The organism is Andreprevotia sp. IGB-42 (assembly GCF_009848685.1).
Lineage (GTDB): Bacteria > Pseudomonadota > Gammaproteobacteria > Burkholderiales > Chitinibacteraceae > Andreprevotia.
Window position 1 is genome coordinate 13,833 of record NZ_WXTX01000009.1, and the last position, 18,004, is coordinate 31,836.

An 18,004-nucleotide genomic window follows, 5' to 3' on the forward strand; every position below is an offset into this window, starting at 1 on the left:
GAACTAGCAGGAATCAAGGAGTACTGTCATGCGCGTAGCTACCGTTACCATTTACAACAGCGGCACCATCGGGATGTCGAACCTGCAATCGATGCAGACCCGCTTGCAGAACCAGCTTTCCAGCGGTCGCAAGCTGCTGTCGCCGTCGGATGACCCGATCGCGTCGTCACGCGCGCTGAAAGTGACCGAAACCAATGCGCTGGTCACACAGTACTCCACCAACAGCACCAGTGCGGATTCCGCGCTGCGCGTATCCGAATCGACGATGAATCAGCTCACCACGCTGATCCAGAACGTGCAGCAACTGGCGATCAATGCCGGCAACCCCACGCAGATCGCCACCGACAAGGCCGCGCTCGAGAACGAACTGCAAGGCCGCTATCAGGAGCTGCTGGCGCTGGCCAACCAGACCGACGGCAATGGCCTCTATCTGTTCTCCGGCTATCAGGGCAACACCAAGCCATTCACCGAAACCGCATTCGGCCAGGTTACCTACAACGGTGACGATGGTCAGCGGCTGATCCAGATTTCGTCGTCGCGCAACCTGCCGGTTTCCGAGCCGGGCAGCGACGTGTTCCAGCGCGTCAAGAACGGCAACGGCACTTTCGTGACGGCATATAACCCGACCAATACCGGCAGCGGCATCGTCAGCCCCGGTGAGGTGGTCGACCCCACCAAATGGAAGACCGCCGCCGGCAACGTGCAGGATTACAAGATCGAGTTCAACGTGACGGTGGATCCAGCCGACAGCACCAAGACCATCACGCATTACGACATCATCGACAACCGGGCCACGCTGCCGGGCACGGCCACGCCCAACCCGAACTTCAATTTCTCGATGATCGACAGCTACGACTACAGCGGCGGACCGCGCCCGGTGGTGGCTGGTGTGAATTCGTACCCGCGCAACTACGTACCCGGTGGCGACATCCAGTTCAAGCAACTGGCTGGCGAAACCACGCCACGCATCGCCAACTGGGATTTTGGCGTGAAGACCAGCGTGAGCGGCACCCCGAAAACCGGCGACCAGTTCACGCTGCAAGCCAGCCAGAACGTCGACATGTTCAGTACCTTTGCGGCGTTCTCCAGCGCGCTGAAGAACTACAACACCGATACCACCGGCAACGGCCAGGCTGACTTCCAGAACCAGCTCAATACCGTGGTTTCCAACCTCGCCAATGCGCTCAGCAACGTGCTGACCCGTCAGTCGTACCAAGGCTCGCGCATGAACGAAATCGATTCGGTCAAGGCCACCAACGACGACCTTAACCTGCAGTACAGCAAGACCCTGTCGGGCTTGCAGGATCTTGATTACACCAAGGCAATCAGCGATTTCAGCCAGAACCAGACGCTATTGCAGGCGGCACAGCAAAGCTTTGCCGCGGTACAGGGTTTGAGCCTGTTCAAATACATCTGATGCAGATCTGATGTATCTGGAGTCCCCAGTGCTCAATATCGGCCTGCCCTCGTGGCAGGCTTTTTTTTATCTCTGCGTGACAGGCATGCCGGCCAGTGCGGCAGGACTGCGCGGCAGGGCAGCAGCGCGATCGGTTAGAATTGGCTGATCGTTTCCCGGAGTTTGCCATGGCGCGCGCCAAGACCGTTTTCAGCTGCAGCCTTTGCGGCAGCCTTTCGCCCAAGTGGCAGGGCCAGTGCCCGGGCTGCGGCGAGTGGAATACGCTTGTCGAGGTGGTGGAAGAGAGCAAGGGCCCGGCGCGCTTTGAAGCGTTGGCGGCCGATGGCGCCATCCGCCGGCTGGCGGATGTCAAGACCGAGGAAATACCGCGTACCGAAACCGGCATCGGCGAGCTGGACCGCGTGCTGGGTGGTGGCTTGGTGCCGGGTGGCGTGGTGCTGATCGGCGGTGATCCGGGCATCGGCAAATCGACTTTGCTGCTGCAGGCACTGAGCCTGATGGCCGCCCATACCCGCACACTGTACGTATCCGGCGAGGAATCGCCGCAGCAGATCGCGCTGCGTGCGCAGCGGCTGCAGCTCGATGCTGGCGATATCAACCTGCTGGCGGAAATCGGTCTGGAGCGCATCCTCATCACGCTGGATCAGGTGCAGCCGCAGGTGGCGGTGATCGATTCGATCCAGACACTGTATTCGCAGGCGCTCAACAGCGCACCCGGCAGCGTGGCGCAGGTGCGCGAGTGCGCGGCGCAGCTTACCCGCTTTGCCAAGCGCACCGGCACCACCATCCTGCTGGTGGGCCACGTGACCAAGGAGGGCGCGCTGGCCGGGCCGCGTGTGCTGGAGCACATCGTCGATGCGGTGCTGTATTTCGAAGGCGATACGCATTCGAGCTTCCGCCTGATCCGCGCCATCAAGAACCGCTTTGGCGCGGTGAACGAGCTGGGCGTGTTCGCGATGACCGACAAGGGGCTGCGCGAGGTCTCCAATCCGTCTGCATTGTTCCTGAGCCAGCATGCCGAGCCGGTGGCAGGCTCATGCGTACTGGTCACGCAGGAGGGGTCGCGCCCCTTGCTGGTGGAGGTGCAAGCGCTGGTGGACGATGCGCATGCACCGCAGCCGCGGCGGCTGGCGGTGGGCGTGGAGCAGAACCGGCTGGCGCTGCTGCTGGCGGTGCTGCACCGTCATGCGGGGGTGGCAACGTCCGATCAGGATGTCTTCATCAACGCGGTGGGGGGCGTGCGCATCAGCGAGCCTGCGGCCGATCTGGCGGTATTGCTGGCCATCGTGTCCAGCCTGCGTAACCGGCCGCTGCAGCATAAACTGGTGGTGTTCGGCGAGGTGGGCCTGAGCGGCGAAGTGCGGCCGGTACAGCGAGGCCAGGAGCGGCTGCGCGAGGCGGCCAAGTTGGGTTTCACCCATGCGATCGTGCCCCGTGCCAACCGCCCGCGCCAGGCCATCGAAGGCATCACTGTCACCGCCGTCGATCGGCTGGAAGAAGCGGTGAGCCACGCGCTGTAGTTTCAAGCTATTGAGTGCATTGAATTGTTTTTTCCGGCTGCAGCTTGAAAGCCGATAAAATGCCGCCATTACTTTTGTCATGGCGCAACCAGCAGGCGCCGATGATTTTTACCTTTGAATGGAGACCATCATGAGCGAGCAAATCGTTTACACCACCGACGCCAGCTTTGAAGCCGATGTCCTGCAAGCGCGAGGCCCGGTGCTGGTCGATTACTGGGCGCCATGGTGCAATCCTTGCAAAATGATTGCCCCGATCCTGGACGAAATTTCCACTGAATACGCTGGCAAGCTGACCATCGCCAAGCTCAATATCGACGAAAACCAGGGCACGCCGCCCAAGTATGGCATCCGTGGCATCCCCACCCTGATGCTGTTCGCCGATGGCGAAGTCAAGGCTACCAAGGTGGGCGCATTGTCCAAATCGCAGCTGACTGCATTCCTGGACAGCAACCTGTAATCCATTGCTTTGGCGGTATTTTCGCAAAGTGTTGCGCGGCCGGTACACCCGGCCGCGTTTGTGTCTTGACACCCGTCTCGGCACAGCTATAACCTTACAAAAAATCTCGTGTGTCGGGGCTCTTCCCGCGCAAGCATTCATTCTCTCGCTATTCAGCACCCACTTCCCGGTATCTCTAGCTCAATGAGCCCAGCCCATGCACTTGTCTGACCTTAAACATCTTCACGTATCCCAGCTGCTCGAAATGGCCACGCAAAGCCAGATCGAAGGCGCCAACCGGATGCGCAAGCAGGATTTGCTGTTCGCCTTGCTGAAGAACCATGGCAAGAAAGGCGAATCCATATTCGGCGATGGCACCCTGGAAGTCTTGCCGGATGGCTTCGGCTTCCTGCGCAGCCCGGACATTTCCTATCTGGCCGGCCCGGATGACATTTATGTCAGCCCCAGCCAGATCCGCCGCTTCAACCTGCATACCGGCGATACCATCGAGGGCGAAATCCGTACCCCCAAGGATGGCGAGCGTTATTTCGCGCTGGTGAAGGTCGACAAGATCAATGGCGAAGCGCCGGAAGCATCCAAACACAAGATCCTGTTCGAAAACCTCACGCCGCTATTCCCGAACAAGCGGCTGAATCTCGAACGCGATATCAAGGCCGAGGAAAACATCACCGGCCGCGTGATCGACCTGATCGCGCCGATCGGCAAGGGCCAGCGCGCACTGCTGGTGGCGCCGCCCAAGACCGGTAAAACGGTGATGCTGCAGAACATCGCGCACGCAATCACCGCCAATCATCCGGACGTGGTGCTGATCGTGCTGCTGATCGACGAGCGCCCGGAAGAAGTGACCGAAATGACCCGCTCGGTACGCGGTGAAGTGATCAGCTCGACATTCGACGAACCGGCCACCCGCCATGTGCAGGTTGCCGAAATGGTGATCGAAAAGGCCAAGCGCCTGGTCGAACACAAGAAGGACGTGGTGATTCTGCTCGATTCGATCACCCGCCTGGCCCGTGCCTACAACACCGTGGTGCCGGCTTCCGGCAAGGTGCTGACCGGCGGTGTGGATGCCAACGCGCTGCAGCGCCCCAAGCGCTTCTTCGGCGCCGCCCGCAATATCGAGGAAGGCGGTAGCCTGACCATCATCGCTACTGCGTTGATCGATACCGGTAGCCGCATGGACGACGTGATCTTTGAAGAGTTCAAGGGTACCGGCAACAATGAACTGCACCTGGACCGCCGCATGGCGGAAAAGCGCCAGTTCCCGGCGATCAACATCAACCGCTCAGGTACACGCCGTGAAGAATTGCTGATTCCGCAGGAACAGCTGCAGAAGATCTGGGTGCTGCGCAAGCTGCTGTACCCGATGGATGATCTGGAAGCGATGGAGTTCCTGCTCGACAAGATCAAGGCCACCAAGACCAACAACGACTTTTTCGATTCGATGCGTCGTTGATGTGGATGGTGGGGGTAAACAGCCAGCGTGATGAACGCTGGCTGTTTTGTTTTTGAGGACTAAGCGCCCGCGGCGCGGTGTTTGGGTGCCGCTTCCGCGCCGCGGAAGGTGCCCTAAAACATCGCGCCGCAGGCGCTGAAAAACAAAAGCCTTTGTTTTTCCGGCATAAAAAGCATTGAATGCCTCATTCGGAACGCATGGAATAGATGCGCCAACAGCTTGCCGCCCCTGAGCCATTCTGGGATAATGCCCGGTTTTAGCGTCGGCACAATCCCGGCGCGCAAACCCTAGGAAAAATCATGAAAGCCGATATCCATCCAGATTACAAAGAAGTCATCTTCTTCGACGCAAGCGTTGACTTCAAATTCCTGACCAAGTCCACCCTGACCGCCAAGGGCGCAGAAACCATGAAGTGGACCGATGGCAAGGAATACCCGGTTGTGCGTCTGGACGTGTCGTCCGAATCGCACCCGTTCTACACCGGCAAGCAAAAGATCGTCGACACCGCCGGTCGTATCGAGAAGTTCCGCAGCAAGTACGGCATGTACAGCAGCAACAAGTAAGCCCTCGCGCTTGCTCAGAAAAAGGCAGCTTTTACGCTGCCTTTTTTCTTGCCCCCGGTTTATGCTCCCTACGTTGCGAACACTTGTCTCCCCATGCTGACTTACTCCCCGGATACCGAGCGCGTTGCGCTGCCTGCAAGCGCTGAAAAACCCTGGCTATTGCTGCTGTTGTGCCTGATCTGGCTGGTGCCCGGCCTGGTGGGACATGACCCATGGAAGCCACGCGAGCTGGAAACGGCGGCGGTGATCGGGCGTTTCCTGGCCGGGCAACACTGGTCCATTCCATGGTTTGCCGATTCGGCCTACTTTGGCAGCAGCCCGCTGTATTATTGGGTTGCCACCATTGTGGCATGGCCGCTTGTGCAGCTGGGGCTATCCGTACACGATGCCGCCCGTCTGACAACCGGTTTGTGGTGCGCGCTGGCGTTCTGGGGCATCGGGCTGACCGGGCGTGAACTCTACGGCCGGCGCAATGGCCGCGTGACGGTATTAACACTGGTTGGCTGCATCGGCCTCATCATCTGGGGCCACCACCTCGGAACATCCATCCTGATGCTTACCGGCTTCTGCTGGCAGGCCTATGCGCTGGCGCTGGCGCGCCGCCGGCCGTTGCTGGCTGGCTGGGTGCTGGCGTTTGCATGGCTGGTGCTGCTGCTGGGCGTTTCTGCTGCGGAATTCCTGCTGGCGCTGGGTACCGCACTGGCCTTGTGGGCATTCAAGCCATGGCGGCGGGGTGCGTATCTGGCCACGCTGATCACCGGGCTGGTGCTGACACTGCCGGTGGCCGGCGTATGGCTGGCTGATTTTTCGCACGCGGCCCCGGCTCTTTTCCGGACCTGGCTGAATCACTACTCGCTTGGGTCTTTCGGCGGTATCCGTCACCCGGAAGCCTTTCATGCGATGGGCTATTTCTTCTCGATGTTGCCGTGGTTTGCCTGGCCGGCCTTGCCGCTGGCGCTGTGGGGCGGCTGGGTGTTGCGGCGCGATCTGTCGTCACCCGGGCTGGTGTTGCCGGTCTTGATGCTATTGTTCCATAGCGTGTTTCTGGCCTGCGCAGCAGACGGCGAAGAAGCCAGGTTGTTGATCGCACTGCCGCCGCTGGCCTTGCTGGCCACCGCGGGCGTGGATAGCCTGCGGCACGGCGCAGCAGCTGCGCTCAACTGGTTCGGCATCCTGGTGCTGGGCATGCTCAGCGGCGTGCTGTGGATGGGCTGGCTGGTGTTGCACGCCGGTATCCCGCCCAGCTGGGCGGAGGAGCTGCAGACGGGCAGCCCCGCGTACCAAGTATCGGTCAATGTGCCTGGCCTGCTGTTTGCCGCCACGGTGACCGCAGTATGGATCTGGGTCTTGTCGCGCAAGCGTCCGCTGGGCCGCCGTGCACTCACCAACTGGGTATGCGGCGTCACCTTGCTGTGGAGCGTGTTGATCGGCTTGTGGCAGCCATGGCTGGACGCCTCCAAGAGTTATCGCAGTGTGAGTTTGTCGCTGGCCCAGTTCATGCAATCGCATCCGGGTTGCCTCGGTGGCGGTCAGGTATCTGATTCCATGGCCGCGTCGCTCGATTATTTTTCCGGCATTACCTTGCGGCGCGAGCGGGCTGCCACGTGTCCGTGGCTGCTCACGCAAGAGCCGGCCCCGGCCGGCAGTGTCGTGCTGTGGCAGGGCAGCCGGCCCGGTGAACGGCGCGAGCGCTTCACGGTGATTGCCAATCCGGGGCTGGTGGCTCAGTAAGGCTGCTGAGCGTCCTCAGGCGGCGTGGCCTTGACGACGTTCTTGTGTACAAACCAGCCGATATAGCCAGCCATGGCGATGACGAAGCTGATGGTGAACAGACTGAGCAGGCCGATGTCGGACATGAACAGGGTTTGCAGCGGGGTATTTTCCATGATGGCGCTCCTTGATTGCCGGTGATATGCAATCAGGATGCGCGCAATACGTCAGGCCGGCTTTGCGCCAGATCAAGCTTGTGCGCCGTGATTATTGTGGCAGTTCCTCAGCCACGCTGACCTTGTTGCGGCCATGGTGCTTGGAATAGTAGAGCGCATTGTCAGCACGCTTGAGCAGATCGTCCACCAGCGTATCGCCGTCGCGCAACTGCGTGACGCCGATGCTGGAGGTAAAGCGCACTTCCTGGCCATCATCGGTGATGATCACGTTCGCTTCGATGGCAATGCGCAGCCGCTCTGCCACGCTCACCGCATGATCACGGGCGGTTTCCGGCAGCAACGCGGCAAACTCCTCGCCGCCCAGCCGCGCCAGCAGATCGACATCGCGCAGGATGCCGCGACAGATATCGGATAGCGCGCGGATCGCCTTGTCACCCACATCGTGGCCAAAGGTGTCGTTGATGCGCTTGAAGTGGTCGATATCGACCATCAGCAGGCTGAGCGGACGACGGTAGCGCTCGGCACGTGCCAGCTCCTGGTTGGCCGATTCCATGAAGTGCGCGCGGTTGGCCAGGCCCGACAGGCTGTCGGTGGTGGCGCGGCGCTTCAGCTCTACCTCCATCTGCTTGCGCTCGGTAATGTCGACAATGCCCAGCACCACGGTGCTGCTTTCGCTGGTGCTGACCTCGGACAACGACAGCGTGCCCCAGAATGGCTCGCCATTCTGGCGTTGCAGCCGCATTTCCACTGCACGGATGGTTTTGCCCCCCTGCAACTGCTCCATCTGATCCATGAAATCGAGCCGGTTCAGGTAAAGCTCGAATGCACGCATCGACAGTGCCGCTGCTTGTGGCATATCGAACAGATCGGCGGCGCGCTGGTTCACATAGGTGATGAAGAAATCCGGCCTTCTGGCCAGCACCAGCGCAACCGGCGTGGTTTCGATCATTTGCCGGAAGCGTGCTTCGCTGGCATTGAGCTTGCTCTCCTTCTGCGCCAGCGTGCGTGCCAGCCGGTGCGATCGCCAGAAGAAATAGCTCATCAGCAGCGCCATGGTCAGCAGCAGTCCGCCACCCAGCAGGTAGTACAGCGTGGCTTCGCGCCAGCTCGCCAGATAGTCATCGGATGATTTGCTCACCAGCAATACGAAAGGCGTGCCCTCCACATGCCGGTAGCTGATTTCACGCGTGGCCTGGTCGGCCCGGCTTTGCACCAGCACGGCGCTCTTGCCTTCGCCGCTGCCGGCTGCCAGCTGGCGCACTATCGTGCTGTCCGGCTTGAGTGCTGCAGAAGCAGCGTGGGGTGTGTAGCTGGCGATCACGCCCATCTGGTTGTCCAGCAGCATCACGCGGCCGTGTGCACCCAGTGTGAGTTGACCGAGCAGGCGCTCGAAGTGCTTGCTGGGCAGGCTGGCCACGATCAGCCCGGCAAAGCCTTTCTCGCCGCTCTCGACGCGTCGCGCCACCACGATGCCCCGGGCACCGGTCTTGCTGTCCGTGATCAGTCGCGAGTACAGGCGTTCCTTGTGCGGGTTGTCGCGCATCAGCGTGAAGTAATCGCGATCAAGCAGCCCGCCGTCGGTGTCCGCAACTGCGCGATGCGTGATGGCGGCTTCCGCGTTCACCAGGCCGATATTGTCTGCCTGGCTGATCAGCGCCAGCTTTTCGGCAAGGATGTGCTGGACGATCTGGTTGCGGTTCTCACCCAGATCGGCACGTGCCAGATCGCCGACGTTCAGCCGTTGCTCAAGGTCATGCAATATCAGGTCCGACTCGCGTAGCGCCGAGGAAAGTTGCCCGGCCAGCACTTGCCCCTGGATATCCACATCGTTGCGCGCGCGATCCACTTCGGCCCGGTACGAGCTGCTGACCTGGTAACCGAGGATGAAGACCATGCCCAGGCCAAATAGCAGACCGATCAGCGAAATCATCGCTGATTGGCGGCTGGACCAGAACAGGTAAACGGAGCGCATCCCGTCAGTTTATCGTGTTGGCCGGGTGACAGTATTAGAAACTTCTAACAGTGTATCAATCACGAAAATTTTGATACTGCAGCGGGAAATCATCAATCGCCTTGCGTACAAGTGCGATGGTTTCTTGCAGCAGATCACGCTTGGCACCGGATACGCGTACCGCATCGCCCTGGATGGCAGCCTGCACTTTCAGCTTGGAATCCTTGATCTCGCGCACGATGCGTTTGGCCAGTTCAGTCTCGATGCCGGTCTTTACGGTGACCGCCTGCTTCACCTTGTTGCCCGACACCTTTTCGGTCTTGGCTTCGTCCAGGCAGCGGATGTCCACACCGCGCTTGGCGAGTTTGGTTACCAGGATGTCTTTCACCTGATCGAGCTGGAAATCACTGTCCGCGTGCAGCGTGAGTACCTTGTCGTTTTGCTCCACGCGGGCATCCGAGCCCTTGAAGTCGTAGCGGGTACCGACTTCCTTGTTGGTTTGTTCGACCGCATTGCGGACTTCAACTTCGTTGATTTCGGAAACGATATCGAAGGAGGGCATGTTTATTCCTTGGTTCTGGATCTGAGTGAGAGCAGCAGCCACAGCAACAGACAGGGCAGGCCGACCCACAAGGCTTCGCTCATCAGCGTATGCCCGCCACGGGCAGAAAAGAAGTGCGCGCCGATCGGCGAGACGCTGATGGGGGTAACGGGGAAGAAAAAGCGCGTATCGCTGAATGGCCATAGCAGCGCCACACCTTCGCCACCATCGGTACACGCATCCAGCAGAGCGTGTGATGCAATGGCGGCCAATAGTACTGCCCATGCGGCCAGAAACGGGGCCCGCCCGCGACGGGCGGCATGGCCCGCAGCCAGCAGCAGGCCGAAAAATGCCGCAGCAAACAGCGAATGGCTGGCCCCACGGTGGCCAAATTGATCTGCGTAGGGAATGCCCAGGCGAAAAGTCACCACGTCCAGGTCTGGCAACATGGCTGCCAGCGCAGCCAGGGCGTAAAGCCGGGGGGAGCGCCATGCCTTGGGCAGGCAGCGCACCAGCGTGGCGCCTGCCAGTGCGTGGGTAAAAACGGTGGGCATGTTTTATCGTCGGCCAGCTGGGATGGTTGGGCGGCAGCCGGCCCGGGGCCGGGGCTGCCGCACTGGCGCTTAGCCGAAATGGCAGACGTAGTGCAGGGTATCGGTCACTTCGATTTCGAAGCTCGAATCGCCCGGTACATTGAACGATTGGCCGCCATTGTAGGTTTGCGCGGCGGTTTCGCCCGCCAGCTTGACCCGGCAACTGCCGGCGATCAGCTCCATGATTTCCGGAGCGCCGGTATTGAATACCAGCGTGGAAGGCAAGATCACGCCAACGCTCTTTTTGGTGCCATCGGCAAGGGTGATCGAGTGGCTGACGCACTTGCCGTCAAAGTAGACGTTGGCTTTCTTGACGACGGAAACGTTATCGAACTGGCTCATGGTGATGCTCTCTTATTTCTGGAGGATTTCAGTGAGGATGGTTTTTGCGATGAAACCGAACATGCCGAAGCCCAGCACGAACGCGAGCACGATGGTGCCATACTTGCCGGCCTTCGAATCCTTGGCCAGCTTGTAGATGATGAAGCACATATAGCCGATCAGGCCGGTGCACAGGATGGATACGGAGAGCGTGGTAAACGTCTCTTCATCCATGTTCATGAATGCATCGAGCAGGGACATGCGGGTTCTCTACAAAGTCGGGTGCGTGGTGCTGCGGCAGGTCGCCACCGGGGTGACGACCATGCGGGGTGCTTAGCGGCCTTTCTTGCCGGCAATGCGCATGCGCAGTGCGTTGAGCTTGATGAAGCCGCCAGCGTCGGCCTGGTTGTAGGCACCGCCATCATCATCGAAGGTGGCAATGGTCTGGTCGAACAGGGTGTCTTTCGAATCACGTGCCACCACGGCTACCGAACCCTTGTACAGCTTCACGCGTACCCAGCCGTTCACACGGGCCTGGGTATGGTCGATCAGTACCTGCAGTGCCTTGCGCTCCGGGCTCCACCAGTAGCCGTTGTAGATCAGTGTGGCGTAGCGCGGCATCAGGTCGTCCTTCAGATGCGCCACTTCACGGTCCAGCGTGATCGATTCGATACCGCGGTGCGCCTTCAGCAGGATGGTGCCGCCCGGGGTTTCGTAGCAGCCACGGCTCTTCATGCCCACGTAGCGGTTTTCCACCAGATCCAGACGGCCGATGCCGTGCTTGCCGCCCAGCTCGTTCAACTTGGCCAGCACTTCGTGTGCACGCAGGCGCACGCCGTTGATGGCAACCACGTCACCGTTTTCGTATTCCAGATCGACGTATTCGGCCGCATCCGGCGCTTGCTCCGGCGATACCGTCCAGCGCCACATGCTTTCTTCGGCTTCTGCTTTCGGATCTTCCAGATGGCGGCCTTCAAAGCTGATATGCAGCAGGTTGGCATCCATCGAGTACGGCGCGCCGCCGTTCTTGTGCTTCATGTCCACTTCGATGCCATTGGTTTCGGCGTAGGCCATCAGCTTCTCGCGCGACAGCAGATCCCACTCGCGCCATGGTGCGATCACTTTCACTTCCGGCATCAGCGCGTAGGCGCCCAGCTCGAAACGTACCTGGTCGTTACCCTTGCCGGTGGCGCCATGGCTGATGGCGTCCGCCCTGGTTTCGCGGGCGATTTCCACCAGACGCTTGGCGATCAGCGGGCGGGCAATCGAGGTACCCAGCAGGTATTCGCCTTCGTAAACAGTGTTGGCGCGGAACATCGGGAACACGAAATCACGCACGAATTCTTCGCGCACATCGTCGATGTAAATGTTTTCCGGCTTGATGCCGAACTTCAGTGCTTTCTGGCGTGCCGGTTCCAGTTCTTCGCCCTGGCCAAGGTCGGCGGTGAAGGTCACGACTTCACATTGGTATTCGTCTTGCAGCCACTTCAGGATCACCGAGGTGTCGAGGCCGCCCGAGTAGGCGAGGACGACTTTTTTCACGTCAGACATGGAATTCCCCAAAATCAAAAGCCAGATGGTGGTCAGCTCCGGCGCTACTGGCGTGTTGCCGGAACGATAGATAGAGGTACAGCCTACCTGCTGGTGGCGAGCCGCAGGCCGAAACTCACGAACAGCAGTCCGGTGAGTTTTGCACCCAGGCTCGCCAGCCATCGTCGCTCTGCCAGTCGGCGGGCGATCTGGCTGCCGGCCAGGATAAGAACAGTCAGGTAACTCATGCTTGTCACTTGCACGATCAGGCCCAACGCAATGAAAGTGACCGCAACATGCGGGTAGGCCGGGTCGACAAACTGCGGGAAGAATGCCATGAAAAACAGGATGGCCTTTACGTTCACCAGCGAGATCGACAGCGCCTGCCTGAATGCATGGCGCGGGCTGGCAGCGCGCAAATCAGCGTCTGCAGATGGCTGTGTACGCGTGAACAGCAGCCTGATGCCCAGATAGGAGAGATAGGCCGCACCCGCGTAGCGGACAAAATCGAACGCGACCGGATATGCATGCATCAACGAGGCGACACCCAGCACTGCGGCCAGCATCAAGGCGAGATCACCGCAAAACACGCCACCTGCCGCGGCAAAACCGGCACGTACGCCACGCTTGCCCGCCGTGGTCAGTACAAACAGCGAGTTGGGGCCCGGCATCAGGATGATGACGATGGTGCCGACGACGTAGGTGGCGAGATCGGTGATGCCGAACAGGGTCACGATGCGATCAATCCTCTACTTTGCCAAGCAGCAGGTATTCGATCACTGCTTTCTGCGTATGCATGCGGTTTTCCGCTTCATCCCAGACTACCGATTGTGGGCCATCGATCACTTCCGGATCGACTTCCTCGCCGCGGTGCGCGGGCAGGCAATGCATGAACAGCGCATTGGCCTTGGCCTGCAGCATCAGCTTTTCGCTGACCTTGTAGTTGATGAAGTCCTTCTTGCGCTGCAGCGTTTCGCGCTCGTAACCCATCGATGTGGATACATCGGTGGTGACGATGTCGGCGTCGCGGGCGGCGCTGTACGGGTCGTAGAACTGCTCGAAATGGTCGCCACCATAGGTCTGGCCATCAAGCACGGTCATTTCGTAGCCGCGCGGGCAGGCGAGGTTGAGCTTGAAGTTGAAGATCTTCGCCGCTTGCAGCCAAGTGCGCGACACATTGTTGCTGTCGCCGATCCACGCCACCGTCTTGCCTTCGATCGAACCGAAGCGCTCTATATAGGTATAGATATCGGCCATGATCTGGCATGGGTGGTATTCATTGGTCAGGCCATTGATCACCGGTACGCGCGAGTTCTCGGCAAAGCGGTCGATGATGCTTTGCTCGAAGGTACGCACCATCACGATGTCGACCATGCGGCTCATCACCTTGGCCACGTCTTCTATCGGCTCGCCACGGCCCAGTTGTGTGTCCTTGCTCTGCATGAACATGGCGTGACCGCCAAACTGCGCCATCCCGGCTTCGAACGAGATGCGCGTACGCGTCGACGACTTCTCGAAAATCATCCCCAGTACACGGCCGACAAACGGCTGGTAGAGCTGGCCCGCTTTCAGGCGCTCCTTGAGGATGCGAGTGCGTTCGAACAGGTAGGCGTATTCTTCGCGCGTGAAGTCGGAAAATTGCAGGTAATGGCGCATAGGCAGCTGGGCGCGCGTCCTTGCGGGCGGCGATTTTGTGGAAAAACCCACATTATTCAACGATTTGGGTTAAGCCGGCAAGCCCTGGGGGCACCGGCAGCGCGTATATCCGCGCAACGGTGCTTTTTATCGCATCGCAGCAGAGCGCCGGTGTATAATCCGCGTTTGAAGCAACCTCAGAGACGCCGCCCGGTTCGAGCTCACCTATGATCTGTAATCCGTACGAAATCATCATCCAAGGGCTTACCAGCAACGGACGCGAGTTCCGTCCCAGCGACTGGGCCGAACGTCTCTCCGGCATTCTTTCCACGTTTGGCTTCGACCAGAAGCTGTCGTATGCACCGTATGTCCGCCCCATGGTGCTGGACAATGTACGTTGCGTGGCCGTGGACAAACAGCTGGAGAAAATCGACCCGCGCGTGTTCGATTTCATCATGACCTTTGCCCGCGACAACGATCTGCGCATCGTTGACTGCCGCACCCTGCTCGATCAGTACCAGGCCGACGCCAACTCCTGATCCGCTGTACCTAGGTATTGCCCTGCGGCAAGGTTTTTACCTTGCCGCTTTGCATATGGCCGCCGCATTGCATCATTTGGCGCGCGTTGTGTTGCAGGCTGGTGACCGACAGCTGACGGCTGGCCGTTCTTGCACTGCTGAAGTGGCCGTATCTGTGGTGTTGCTGCGTGTTGCCAGCAGGCGGCGGCAATTTGATTGCTGTGTGCATGGCCATTTTCCCCAAAGATTTCACCGTATCTTCGTTGTTGCGCCGCACAATCAGCGCTATGCTAGTTCGTGTTAGTGCGAATGCACGCGTGATGAAGAAGGGGCAACAGACGATGAAACTCAAAGACAAAGTCGCCATCATTACCGGTTCGGCCAGCGGCATCGGCCAGGCTACCGCGGTCAAGTTTGCTGCCGAAGGCGCAAAGGTGATTGTTTGTGACGTGAACCAGGCCGGCATCGACAGCGTGGTATCGCAGTTGGTGGCCACTGGCGCCACGGCAGCGGGCTACGTGGTCGACGTGACCAACAAGGAACAGATTGCCAGCATGGTCAGCGGTGTGAAGGCGCAGTTCGGCCGCATCGATATCCTGGTGAACAATGCCGGTATTGTCGCCGATGCGCAGCTCTACAAGATGACCGATGACCAGTTCGACCGCGTGATCGACATCAACCTCAAGGGCGTCTACAACTGTGCCAAGGCCGTGGTCGATACCATGATCGAACAGGGCGGCGGGGTGATCCTGAATGCCTCCTCGGTGGTGGGCCTGTACGGCAACTTCGGCCAGACCAATTACGCGGCAGCCAAGTTCGGCGTGATCGGCTTCGTCAAGACCTGGGCGAAAGAACTGGGCAAAAAGGGTATCCGCGCCAATGCGGTCTGTCCGGGCTTCGTTGCCACTCCCATCCTTGCTTCGATGCCGGAAAAGGTGATCCAGGCGATGGAAGAGCGGGTACCGATGAAGCGGCTGGCGCAGCCGGAAGAAATTGCCAACGTGTATGCGTTCCTCGCGTCCGACGATGCCAGCTATATCAACGGCGCAGCCATCGAAGTGACGGGTGGCCTGACGCTGTAAGCAGCAGGCAGCCCATGAAAAAGCCCGGATGCGTTCCGGGCTTTTTTACGTCTTCATCGGGCAGGCGCCAATAGCAGGCAGGCCCGGATGGCGAGGTCAGCCAGCGCCAGCCGCGCCTTCCCAGATGATTTTCCATTGCCGGGCATCACGTTCCCAATACAGGCGCTTGCGCATGCGGTGGTTGAGGTTGTTGCTGCTGTAATCCTGGTTGAAGGTGGATACCCACATCGGTTTGTCGCCGCCGGTGGCAAACAGGCTGATATCGTCGAGCTTGACCTTGGCCCATTGCTTGCCGGCATTGACGTTGGCTTTCTGCACCGCCCATTTGTCGTAGCTGATGCCATCTTCGCTGACGAAGCGGCGGCTGTACTCGGCGACATAGTTGGGGGTGTCACGGTTTTCCCAGGCAGTGCGCCAGCTGTCCAGCGTTTGCTGGGCCTCCTGATGGCGTGCACGCCAGGCATCGGCACCCAGCCATTCCACCTTGGGAACGATCACTACCGGAGTGGCGCCGATCTGCAGGTAATCGGCCACCTCGAGCATTTCCGGATTGGTGAGCGCCACGCAGCCATTGGATGCCCACGGCGCGCGCGCATAGGTGTCGTATGGCACGCCATGTAGCCAGATGCCGTGGCCGGTGCGGCCTTCGCGTTTATCCCACTCGTTGGGATAGGACATCGGCCAAGCGCCCACGCCGTACAGTGCGGCGTTGGAGCCCATGGTTTTGTCCATTTGCGCGCGCGGCATATGGCTGGTGACGAAATACACGCCCAGCGGGGTACGCTGGTCGCCTTCCACCTGCTTGCCCATACCCAGTTTGCCGATGGTGGCGTAGTAGTCGGTTACGTAGCGCGGCGTGCCGTTATCGTTGGCATAGATGTAGATGCGTGACTTGCCGGCATCTACCAGCACCACGTGCTTCTGCCTGGGTGACAACACCAGCAGTGGCGCTGGCAGCAGGTCGGTGGGCGGCGGCGCGGTTTCACGCTTGCTGCGCACCAGCGCTTCGCGGCGCAGGTCTTCCAGCCGGTCTGCCGGTGCGCTGGCGGCACTGCCCATGTTTTCCAGCGGCATTGCACGCATTGCGTACAGGTCTGCCGAGAGCAGATGGGCCAGCCGGTAATTGGGTTGTTTGTCGAGCAATGCATCCACGGTGGCGCGCGCATCGTTCATGCGGCCCTGACGGATCGAATCGATGGCGGCAACGATCATGCGCTCGGGCGTCCCTTGCGCGGCACGGCCGGGTTTTTCGCCCAGGTGTACGCGGAAGGGGGTGTCGATGCTGGCAAAGTTGGGCTGCGCTGCCGGGGCGAGCAGCAACAGGGCGACCAGACTGAGGAGCCTTTTGGCCCATTTGGATAACGACATCAAATCAGCTTGCCTGCTCTCTGATTACGCGCCAGCGCGTTCTTCAATGATCAGCCAGCGATTGCCGGATTTCTGCATGATGAGCGTTTTGCCCGTGGTGGTCGAGAGCCGTTCGGACTTGTAGCTCTGGCGGAAACGCACCTTCACGGTGTCTTCATCGACAAAGTCGATTTTCACGTCACTGACGTGCACATCGATGGATTTGGGGGCGCTGATGCGATCACGCCGCTCCTTGGCCCATGCATCGAATTTCTGGCCGCCCGGTGCCTTGAACTGGCGGCTATACGCGCCCAGGTAACCGTTCACGTTCTGCTTGCCCCAGGCGCCTGCCCAGCCATCCACGGCGGCAACCACCTGCTGGCGCGCGCTGTCATTGCCTGCCTTGGCGGTTTCGACCTTGGCTGGTGCCGGCGCCGGAGTGGCAACTGGTGCCAGCGTCGGCAGTGGCTTGCTGGTGGGCTTGGCGGCCGCAACGGCCATGGTTGGTGGCAATGTCGGCACGGCGCTCGGCTTGAGCGGTGCACCGGTGATGGTGATTTTCGGCAACGGTGTGATTTTGCCCGGCTTGACCGAGGCCAATTGCGTCTTGGGCGCCATGGCGTTCTGGCTGAAAAGCTCGCTCACCAGCTTGAGCTTGGTCTGCACCGTATTGTTGTTTTCCAGCTGCAGTGCCTTGCTGTAGGCCTGCGAAGCCAGCCGTGCGTACAGGTCGCCCAGGTTTTCATGGGCGATGGCGTAGCTGGGGTTGGTCTGGATCGCCATCTGCAGCGCAGCGCGCGATTTGTCCAGCTGGTTCTGCTGCGCGTACAGCACCGCGAGGTTGTTGTACGGCTCCGGCAATTGCGGGTAATCCTCGGACAGGCTCACGAACGCCTTGATGGCTTCGTCGGTGCGGCCGAGTTCGGTCAGCGCCAGGCCGCGCATGAAGCGGATCTGCGCGTCTTGCGGGGTTTTGAGCAGCGCCTTGTCGGCTTTTTCCAGTACCTGGGCAAACTGCCTGGCACGCAACAGCGTCTGGATGTCTTCAGCGTCGCCAGCGTGGGCAAATGCGCACAGCAGCAGGCCGGTAACGGCGGCAAAGCGAAGACGGGAAAGACGGTGCACGGGCATGGATGTTTGTTCCGGTGTATCTGAAGGTGCGACTAAACTGGCGGAGTTTACCAAAACCT

General features: G+C 60.1%; 19 protein-coding genes and 1 pseudogene. 8 read left to right on the forward strand and 12 right to left on the reverse strand.

Features of this window, described 5'->3' with window-relative positions; all coding sequences use genetic code 11:
* Positions 1–28: 28 nt before the first annotated feature.
* From flgL to IGB42_RS14185, 6 genes are all read left to right on the forward strand, one after another.
* Positions 29–1,417: a flagellar hook-associated protein FlgL gene (gene flgL, locus IGB42_RS14160; protein WP_159672736.1), complete on the forward strand. Its 1,389-nt coding sequence runs from the start codon at positions 29–31 to the stop codon at positions 1,415–1,417.
* Positions 1,418–1,584: 167 nt separating this feature from the next.
* Complete coding sequence (gene radA / locus IGB42_RS14165; protein WP_159672738.1) at positions 1,585–2,937, forward strand: DNA repair protein RadA; 1,353 nt, start codon at positions 1,585–1,587, stop codon at positions 2,935–2,937.
* Between the two features lie 130 nt (positions 2,938–3,067).
* Positions 3,068–3,394 carry a thioredoxin TrxA gene (gene trxA, locus IGB42_RS14170; RefSeq protein ID WP_159672740.1) on the forward strand — a complete coding sequence of 109 codons (327 nt, stop codon included), beginning with the start codon at positions 3,068–3,070 and terminating at the stop codon, positions 3,392–3,394.
* A 196-nt stretch (positions 3,395–3,590) separates the two neighbouring features.
* Positions 3,591–4,847: a transcription termination factor Rho gene (gene rho, locus IGB42_RS14175; RefSeq protein WP_159672742.1), complete on the forward strand. Its 1,257-nt coding sequence runs from the start codon at positions 3,591–3,593 to the stop codon at positions 4,845–4,847.
* A 299-nt stretch (positions 4,848–5,146) separates the two neighbouring features.
* Entirely contained in the window at positions 5,147–5,410 is a 264-nt protein-coding gene (locus tag IGB42_RS14180; RefSeq protein ID WP_159672744.1) for a type B 50S ribosomal protein L31, read from the forward strand.
* A gap of 93 nt (positions 5,411–5,503) precedes the next feature.
* Positions 5,504–7,141 carry a glycosyltransferase family 39 protein gene (locus IGB42_RS14185; protein WP_159672746.1) on the forward strand — a complete coding sequence of 546 codons (1,638 nt, stop codon included), beginning with the start codon at positions 5,504–5,506 and terminating at the stop codon, positions 7,139–7,141.
* On the opposite strand, the gene IGB42_RS14190 is transcribed toward IGB42_RS14185, so the two are convergent.
* The 9 genes from IGB42_RS14190 to argF all read right to left on the reverse strand — a co-directional run bounded on the left by IGB42_RS14190 (position 7,135) and on the right by argF (position 13,888).
* Complete coding sequence (locus tag IGB42_RS14190; protein WP_159672748.1) at positions 7,135–7,296, reverse strand: DUF3149 domain-containing protein; 162 nt, start codon at positions 7,294–7,296, stop codon at positions 7,135–7,137. The two genes, IGB42_RS14185 and IGB42_RS14190, sit on opposite strands and share 7 nt — an antisense overlap.
* Positions 7,297–7,387: 91 nt before the next feature.
* Positions 7,388–9,268, reverse strand: coding sequence for a diguanylate cyclase (locus IGB42_RS14195; protein ID WP_159672750.1), 1,881 nt, complete (start codon positions 9,266–9,268; stop codon positions 7,388–7,390).
* Between the two features lie 55 nt (positions 9,269–9,323).
* A complete protein-coding gene (locus IGB42_RS14200; protein WP_159672752.1) occupies positions 9,324–9,809 on the reverse strand; it encodes a YajQ family cyclic di-GMP-binding protein in 486 nt (161 codons plus the stop codon).
* A gap of 2 nt (positions 9,810–9,811) precedes the next feature.
* Positions 9,812–10,342 (reverse strand): metal-dependent hydrolase, encoded by a 531-nt coding sequence (locus tag IGB42_RS14205; RefSeq protein WP_159672754.1) that lies wholly within the window; start codon positions 10,340–10,342, stop codon positions 9,812–9,814.
* Between the two features lie 69 nt (positions 10,343–10,411).
* The gene (locus tag IGB42_RS14210; protein ID WP_159672756.1) at positions 10,412–10,723 is read right to left on the reverse strand and encodes a pyrimidine/purine nucleoside phosphorylase; all 312 of its coding nucleotides are present in this window, start codon (positions 10,721–10,723) and stop codon (positions 10,412–10,414) included.
* Between the two features lie 12 nt (positions 10,724–10,735).
* Positions 10,736–10,963, reverse strand: coding sequence for a DUF2788 domain-containing protein (locus IGB42_RS14215; RefSeq protein ID WP_236822594.1), 228 nt, complete (start codon positions 10,961–10,963; stop codon positions 10,736–10,738).
* A 72-nt stretch (positions 10,964–11,035) separates the two neighbouring features.
* Positions 11,036–12,253, reverse strand: a complete 1,218-nt coding sequence (locus IGB42_RS14220; protein ID WP_159672759.1) for an argininosuccinate synthase — start codon at positions 12,251–12,253, stop codon at positions 11,036–11,038.
* An 83-nt stretch (positions 12,254–12,336) separates the two neighbouring features.
* Positions 12,337–12,966 carry a leucine efflux protein LeuE gene (leuE, locus tag IGB42_RS14225; protein ID WP_236822595.1) on the reverse strand — a complete coding sequence of 210 codons (630 nt, stop codon included), beginning with the start codon at positions 12,964–12,966 and terminating at the stop codon, positions 12,337–12,339.
* Positions 12,967–12,973: 7 nt separating this feature from the next.
* Positions 12,974–13,888 (reverse strand): ornithine carbamoyltransferase, encoded by a 915-nt coding sequence (gene argF, locus IGB42_RS14230; RefSeq protein ID WP_159672761.1) that lies wholly within the window; start codon positions 13,886–13,888, stop codon positions 12,974–12,976.
* Positions 13,889–14,094: 206 nt separating this feature from the next.
* On the opposite strand from argF, the pseudogene IGB42_RS14235 reads away from it, so the two are divergent.
* Positions 14,095–14,382: pseudogene (locus IGB42_RS14235) on the forward strand (DUF3579 domain-containing protein); the annotation flags it as partial.
* A gap of 34 nt (positions 14,383–14,416) precedes the next feature.
* Here IGB42_RS14235 and IGB42_RS14240 read toward each other — a convergent pair.
* Positions 14,417–14,737 (reverse strand): hypothetical protein, encoded by a 321-nt coding sequence (locus IGB42_RS14240; RefSeq protein WP_159672765.1) that lies wholly within the window; start codon positions 14,735–14,737, stop codon positions 14,417–14,419.
* On the opposite strand from IGB42_RS14240, the gene IGB42_RS14245 reads away from it, so the two are divergent.
* On the forward strand, positions 14,727–15,467 hold the full coding sequence (locus IGB42_RS14245; protein WP_159672767.1) for a beta-ketoacyl-ACP reductase: 741 nt from the start codon (positions 14,727–14,729) through the stop codon (positions 15,465–15,467). The two genes, IGB42_RS14240 and IGB42_RS14245, sit on opposite strands and share 11 nt — an antisense overlap.
* Positions 15,468–15,563: 96 nt before the next feature.
* Here the strand turns inward: IGB42_RS14245 and IGB42_RS14250 are convergent, their stop codons facing one another.
* A complete protein-coding gene (locus tag IGB42_RS14250; RefSeq protein WP_159672769.1) occupies positions 15,564–16,835 on the reverse strand; it encodes a murein L,D-transpeptidase family protein in 1,272 nt (423 codons plus the stop codon).
* A 24-nt stretch (positions 16,836–16,859) separates the two neighbouring features.
* Positions 16,860–17,945 (reverse strand): tetratricopeptide repeat protein, encoded by a 1,086-nt coding sequence (locus tag IGB42_RS14255; protein WP_201799945.1) that lies wholly within the window; start codon positions 17,943–17,945, stop codon positions 16,860–16,862.
* Positions 17,946–18,004 lie beyond the last annotated feature (59 nt).